The sequence below is a fragment of the Leifsonia sp. NCR5 genome (assembly GCF_002105485.1).
Taxonomy (GTDB): domain Bacteria; phylum Actinomycetota; class Actinomycetes; order Actinomycetales; family Microbacteriaceae; genus Leifsonia.
Map to the genome: position 1 here is coordinate 25,094 of NZ_NCSR01000034.1, position 6,425 is coordinate 31,518.

Below are 6,425 nucleotides of genomic sequence, written 5' to 3' on the forward strand. Positions count from 1 at the left end.
TCATAACGCGCTGACACGCCCACACGATCATTGCCCCGCCGGGAGCGGCGGCAGTACGGTATGCGCACAGGTCCGAATACGTGCCTGCCCCTCACGAAAGGCTTCGACCATGAGTGACCCGAACCAGCCGCCGGTCAACCCGGAAGGCGACGGCGTTCCCCCGCAGCAGCCGAACGTCCCCCCGGCGCAGCCGCAGCAGCCATACGGTCAGGTCCCGCCGCAGCAGCCGAACGTTCCTCCGGCGCAGCCGCAGCAGCCGTACGGCGGCCAGGTGCCCCCGCCGCAGCAGCCGTACGGTCAGCAGCCGCAGCAGCCGTACGGCGGCGCGGGCGCTCCTGCCGCCGCTCCGCTCGACGCGGCGTCCGACAAGCAGTGGGCGTCGTTCGCGCACCTCGGCGGCATCCTCTGGATCCTGCCGTCGCTGATCATCTTCCTCGTCTTCAAAGACCGCGGTCAGCTGACCAACCAGGAGTCGAAGGAAGCCCTCAACTGGCAGATCACCTGGATCATCGTCTGGATCGCCTCCCAGATCGTCGGCGCCGTCCTGGCGTTCACCGGTTTCGGCTGGCTGATCTTCGGCCTGCTCATCCCCTGGATCCTCTATGTCGTGAACCTGGTGTTCTCGATCCTCGGATTCGTCAAGGTGAACAGCGGAGGAACCTACCGCTACCCGGTCAACTTCCGCTTCATCAAGTAGCGCGCAGAGCACGGCCGCAGAGCACCGCCGGAGGGCGCCGAGGGACCCAGGTCTCTCGGCGTCTTCCCAGTTTCGGGATCTTTGCCCTACTGTTATGGCTGACGATCCCGTCCACGACCCGCCCGGACCCCGGGCGCAGCCAAGGAGAGAACATGTCCGCAACGCCCCCGCCGCCGCCTGGTGCACCGTACGGAGGCCAGTCCCAGCAGCTCAGCCCCTCGGATGAGAAGCTGTGGGCGACCCTGGTCCACATCGGTGGCATCATCTTCAACTGGATCCCGGCGCTCGTCGGCTACCTCGTCCTCAAGGACAAGGGCCCGTTCGTCCGCGCGCACACCGCGACGGCGCTGAACTTCCAGATCACGATCTTCATCGCGTACATCGTGGGCGGAATCCTGACGATCGTGTTCGTCGGCGTGCTGATCATCGCTGCTGCGGCCATCCTGAACATCGTCTTCAGCATCATCGCGGCGATCAAGGCCAACCAGGGTCAGTATTACGTCTACCCGGTGGCGATCAAGTTCGTCAGCTGACGTTCGACCGCTTCGTCGCGCGCCCCGGCTTCCGAGCCGGGGCGTTCGTCGTTTCCGCGGTGTGTGCCGGGCGCGTGTCGTCGGCGCAGGGCGACGGTGTCAGTCGTCGAGCAGCCTTCGGACGACCGCGTCGGCGAGGAGACGGCCCGACAGCGTGAGCTCGATGGTCCCGCGGAGCGCGGCCCGCGCATCCACCAGTCCGTCGGCGATCAGCCCGGCCACCGCCGTGCGGCCGTACTGGTCGAGCTCAGCGGTCGCGATCCCGTCCCGGATGCGCGTGAGCAGCAGCACGCGCTCCACGCGCCTGGTCTCCGCATCCAGGGTCTCGCGGCCGGCTGCGGGCGACTCCCCGGCGAGCACGCGGCCCGCGTACGCTGCGGGATGCTTCACGTTCCACCAGCGGACGCCGCCGACGTGGCTGTGCGCGCCCGGTCCGACGCCCCACCAATCGTGGCCCTGCCAGTACGCGAGGTTGTGGCGGGACCGGTGGTCGTCGTCGGTCGCCCAATTGCTCACCTCGTACCAGCCGTATCCGGCAGCAGCGAGGCGGGCATCCGCGAGCTCGTACATGTCCGCCTGCAGGTCTTCGTCCGGCTCGGCGACGACGCCGGACTTGATCTGCCTGGCCAGCTTGGTGCCGGTCTCCACGATCAGCGAGTACGCCGAGAGGTGGTCAGGACGGCAGGCGATGGCCGAGTCGAGCGACCGCTCCCAGTCGGCCAGCGACTCCCCCGGCGTCCCGTAGATGAGGTCGAGGCTCACCTGCAGCCCGGCGTCCCTCGCCCACTCGACCACGAGCGGCACCCGCTCCGGATCGTGGGTGCGCTCGAGCGTCGCCAGCACGTGCGGCACGGCCGACTGCATCCCGAACGAGACGCGCGTGAATCCGGCGTCGGCGAGGCTGCGCAGGTAGTCGGCGTCGACCGAGTCCGGGTTGGCCTCCGTGGTGATCTCGGCCCCCGGTGCGAGCCCCCAGGCATCCCGGACCGCGCCGAGCATCCCGGCCAGGTCGGAGGCGGGCAGCATGGTCGGCGTTCCCCCGCCGAAGAACACGGTCGACACGGAGCGGGCGGGCAGTCCGCTGCCGTCGAGCGCTGCGGCCGCGAACGCGACCTCGCGCTGGGCGTGGCCGGCGTATTCGGACTGGGAGACGCCGCGCAGTTCGGTGGCGGTGTACGTGTTGAAGTCGCAGTACCCGCAGCGCACGCGGCAGAACGGAACGTGCAGGTACACCCCGAACGCACGCTCGCCGACACCGTCGAGCACGCTGGACGGCAGCAGTCCGTCGGCGGGTGCAGGGTCGCCGAGGGGAAGAGCGCTCGGCACCTCAGGCCGCCCTGGCGGGAAGCAACGACCGCAGATACCGGGCGGTGTAGCGGCGCTGCGCTAGCCGAAGAACAGGCGACGCCAGCCGGTAGAACGTGGTCGACGGCCGGTAGAACGCCCGCACGACGAACCACACCGACCCGTCATCCCTCAACTCGACGATGAACGCCTCCTCGCCGGACTCCGGATGCCCGTGCAACGTCCCATACGCGAACCCGGCCCGGTGCGGCTCGTCGATGACGTACACCACCCTCACCGGCGCCGACACGGTCAGCGGCCAGAACGGGATCTTCAGCACGGCGGTCATCCCGTTGGCGATATACGGCGACCCGTCATCGGCGAAGATCGCCTCGGACGGCCGGTGCTCCTGCATCTTCGCGGGCGTGCCATCCGGGTTGAACACGACACCCTCATACTGGACGCCGGTGCCCTCGTGGGTTTCGGTGACCTTGATGCCGCTCCCACGCTGCACGCCCCAGGTCATCAGCGCAGTGACGGTCGACGCGAACCGCTCCTCGCCGCTGCCGATGCGCGCCTGCCGGATGAACGACTTGTAGCCCTTCGGCGGGTAGTAAAGCAGGTCGGCAGCCTGCGTCCCACCGACCGCACCATAGGTGACCGGCTCATCGGTGAACGTGGAGCGACGCATGGTGACAACTTTACTTGGCGTGTTGCGTGCGGGAAAACGCTGCGGATCGGGTGCGGGCGACGATGGCCTACTTCTTGTCCTTCTTCTCCACGTCGCCACTCAGCGCCGCGATGAACGCCTCCTGGGGCACTTCCACGCGGCCGACCATCTTCATGCGCTTCTTGCCCTCCTTCTGCTTCTCGAGGAGTTTGCGCTTGCGGGTGATGTCACCGCCGTAGCACTTGGCGAGCACGTCCTTGCGCATCGCCCTGATGCTCTCGCGGGCGATGATGCGGGCGCCGATCGCGGCCTGGATGGGGACCTCGAACTGCTGGCGCGGGATCAGCTCGCGCAGGCGGCCGGTCATCAGCACGCCGTACGCGTAGGCCTTGTCGCGGTGGACGATGGCGCTGAACGCATCCACCTGTTCGCCCTGCAGCAGGATGTCGACCTTGACCAGGTCGGCCTCCTGCTGGCCGGTGGGCTCGTAGTCGAGGGAGGCGTATCCGGCGGTGCGGCTCTTCAGCTGGTCGAAGAAGTCGAAGACGATCTCGCCGAGGGGCATCGTGTAACGGATCTCGACGCGGTCCTCGCCGAGGTACTCCATCCCGAGCAGCGAGCCTCGGCGGCTCTGGCAGAGCTCCATGATGACGCCGACGTAGTCCTTGGGCGCGAGGATCGCGGCCTTCACCATCGGCTCCTCGACCTTGGCGATCTTTCCGCCGGGGAACTCGCTCGGGTTGGTGACCGTGATGACCTTCTTGTCCTCGGTGGTCACCTCGTAGATCACGCTCGGAGCGGTGGTGATGAGGTCGAGGCCGAACTCGCGTTCGAGGCGCTCGGTGACGATCTCCAGGTGCAGCAGACCGAGGAAGCCGCAGCGGAACCCGAAACCGAGGGCGACGGAGGTCTCCGGCTCGTAGACGAGGGCGGCATCCGACAGCTTGAGCTTGTCGAGCGCCTCGCGCAGCTCCGGATAGTCGCTGCCGTCGATCGGGTAGAGGCCGGAGAAGACCATCGGCTTCGGCTCGGTGTATCCGGGCAGCGCTTCGGTCGCGGGCTTCGCGGCCGACGTGACGGTGTCACCGACCTTCGACTGGCGAACGTCCTTCACGCCGGTGATCAGGTAGCCGACCTCGCCAACGCCCAAACCCTTCGACGGGGTCGGCTCCGGTGCGGAGACGCCGATCTCCAGGATCTCGTGGGTGGCCTTGGTCGACATCATCTGGATGCGCTCGCGCGGGGACAGCTTGCCGTCGATCATGCGCACGTAGGTGACGACGCCGCGGTAGCTGTCGTACACGGAATCGAAGATCATCGCGCGCGGCGGAGCGTCCTTGACGCCCACCGGGGCCGGGATGAGGTCCACGACCCGGTCGAGCAGCGCATCCACGCCCATCCCGGTCTTGCCGGACACGCGGAGCACGTCCTCCGGCTTGCCGCCGATGAGACTGGCGAGCTCTGCGGCGTACTTGTCCGGATCTGCGGCGGGCAGGTCGATCTTGTTCAGCACCGGGATGATCGTGAGATCGTTCTCGAGCGCCAGGTAGAGGTTCGCGAGCGTCTGGGCCTCGATGCCCTGCGCGGCGTCGACCAGCAGGATCGCGCCCTCGCACGCGGCGAGCGACCGGGACACCTCGTAGGTGAAGTCGACGTGTCCAGGCGTGTCGATCATGTTGAGCGTGAACGCCTGACCGTCGTCGTCGCCCCACGGCATGCGCACGGCCTGGCTCTTGATCGTGATGCCACGCTCACGCTCGATGTCCATGCGGTCCAGGTACTGCGCGCGCATGTCGCGCTCGGCGACGACGCCGGTGATCTGCAGCATCCTGTCGGCCAGGGTGGACTTGCCGTGGTCGATGTGGGCGATGATGCAGAAATTGCGGATGAACGCCGGATCGGTCGCGGCGGGCTCGAGGGCCTTCAGAGCTCGTGGTGACATTGTGCTGCGATTCTCCCATGCGGACCGGCGCGTCTCCTATTCGAGGTTCAGGCGAAGCGCTCGGAGCGCTCGACCACGACGCCGGCGCCGTCCTCCCAGCGGTAGACCTCCGTGCCCTCGATGAAGACGCGCTCGGCCCGCGAGTTGACGTCGAGCGGGTCGCCGGACCAGACCACCACGTCGCCGTCGAGGCCGGGCGTGAGGGAGCCGACGCGGTCGTCCAGTTTCAGGAACGACGCCGGGTTCACGGTCAGCGCCTCCAACGCGGTCTCGCGCGGGAGGCCCTCCTTCACCGCGAGCGACGCCTGGTGCACCAGGAAGTTGATCGGCACGACCGGGTGGTCGGTCGTGATGGCGACGCGCACGCCCGCCGCGGCGATCTTCGCGAGGTTGGCGATGGCCCTGTCGCGCAGCTCCACCTTCGAGCGGGAGGTGAACATCGGGCCGAAGATCACCGGGATGTCGCGCTCGGCGATCACGTCGGCGAGCTTGTGCGCCTCCGTGCCGTGGTTGATGACGAGCCGGTAGCCGAACTCGTCGGCGAGGCGCATGGCGGTGGCGATGTCGTCGTGGCGGTGGGTGTGCTGGTCCCAGGCGAGCTCGCCGTCGAGCACGCGCACCAGCGTCTCCTTGCCGAGGTCGCGGGCGAACGGCTTGCCCTCCTTCTCGGCGTCGTCGCGCTGGGCGCGGTAGTTCTGGGCGTCGACGAACGCCTCGCGGATGATCATCGCGACGCCGAGCCGCGTACTCGGGGTGACGTTCTTGCCGCCGTAGACCCGCTTCGGGTTCTCGCCGAGCGCGGACTTCACGCTCACGGCCTCACGCAGCACCTGCTCGTCGATGGTGCGGCCGCCCCACGACTTGATCGCGACGGTCTGGCCGCCGATCGGGTTGCCGGACCCCGGCTTCACGACGATGGACGTGACGCCGCCGGACAGCGCATCCCGGAACCCCTCGTCGTCGATGTTGATGGCGTCGATGGCGCGCACCGCGGCCGTGTTCGGGGTCGTCATCTCGTTCGTGTCGTCGCCGGCGGGGCCATTGGCCTCCTCGTGGATGCCGACGTGACCGTGCGACTCGATGAAACCGGGAAGCACCCACTTGCCGCTCGCGTCGACCGTGCGGACGCCATCCGGGATCGCGATGTCCGCGCTGGTGCCGACGGCGGCGATCTTCCCATCCTGGATGAGGACGGTGCCGTTCTCGATCGGGTCACCGGCGACCGGGACGAGGTATGCGTTGACGATGGCGACGGAAGAGGTTGTGGTCATGGCTTCGACCATACGCCTGGGGTGGGGG

Annotated in this window: 6 protein-coding genes; 2 read left to right on the forward strand and 4 right to left on the reverse strand. The window is 68.0% G+C overall.

Translation table 11 applies throughout. The annotated features are described in order from the left end of the window. Window positions 1-109: 109 nt before the first annotated feature. Window positions 110-697 (forward strand): DUF4870 domain-containing protein, encoded by a 588-nt coding sequence (locus tag B7438_RS18910; RefSeq protein WP_085371232.1) that lies wholly within the window; start codon window positions 110-112, stop codon window positions 695-697. A 152-nt stretch (window positions 698-849) separates the two neighbouring features. Further along, window positions 850-1,230 (forward strand): DUF4870 domain-containing protein, encoded by a 381-nt coding sequence (locus tag B7438_RS18915; protein ID WP_085371233.1) that lies wholly within the window; start codon window positions 850-852, stop codon window positions 1,228-1,230. 99 nt (window positions 1,231-1,329) lie between these two features. Here B7438_RS18915 and hemW read toward each other — a convergent pair whose 3' ends face one another. From hemW to B7438_RS18935, 4 genes are all read right to left on the reverse strand, one after another. After that, a complete protein-coding gene (gene hemW, locus B7438_RS18920; protein WP_085371234.1) occupies window positions 1,330-2,556 on the reverse strand; it encodes a radical SAM family heme chaperone HemW in 1,227 nt (408 codons plus the stop codon). 1 nt (window position 2,557) lies between these two features. Beyond that, the gene (locus B7438_RS18925) at window positions 2,558-3,205 is read right to left on the reverse strand and encodes a DUF1990 family protein (RefSeq protein WP_085371235.1); all 648 of its coding nucleotides are present in this window, start codon (window positions 3,203-3,205) and stop codon (window positions 2,558-2,560) included. Window positions 3,206-3,272: 67 nt separating this feature from the next. Then, entirely contained in the window at window positions 3,273-5,126 is a 1,854-nt protein-coding gene (gene lepA, locus B7438_RS18930; protein ID WP_085371236.1) for a translation elongation factor 4, read from the reverse strand. A 47-nt stretch (window positions 5,127-5,173) separates the two neighbouring features. After that, window positions 5,174-6,397 carry an amidohydrolase gene (locus B7438_RS18935; RefSeq protein WP_143466071.1) on the reverse strand — a complete coding sequence of 408 codons (1,224 nt, stop codon included), beginning with the start codon at window positions 6,395-6,397 and terminating at the stop codon, window positions 5,174-5,176. Between the last annotated feature and the right edge of the window lie 28 nt (window positions 6,398-6,425).

Coding starts and splice junctions, on each gene's coding strand:
- B7438_RS18935 (WP_143466071.1), bottom strand. CDS start 6,397: ATGACCACAACCTCTTCCGTCGCCATCGTCAACGCATACCTCGTCCCG.
- B7438_RS18915 (WP_085371233.1), top strand. CDS start 850: ATGTCCGCAACGCCCCCGCCGCCGCCTGGTGCACCGTACGGAGGCCAG.
- B7438_RS18910 (WP_085371232.1), top strand. CDS start 110: ATGAGTGACCCGAACCAGCCGCCGGTCAACCCGGAAGGCGACGGCGTT.
- lepA (WP_085371236.1), bottom strand. CDS start 5,126: ATGTCACCACGAGCTCTGAAGGCCCTCGAGCCCGCCGCGACCGATCCG.
- B7438_RS18925 (WP_085371235.1), bottom strand. CDS start 3,205: ATGCGTCGCTCCACGTTCACCGATGAGCCGGTCACCTATGGTGCGGTC.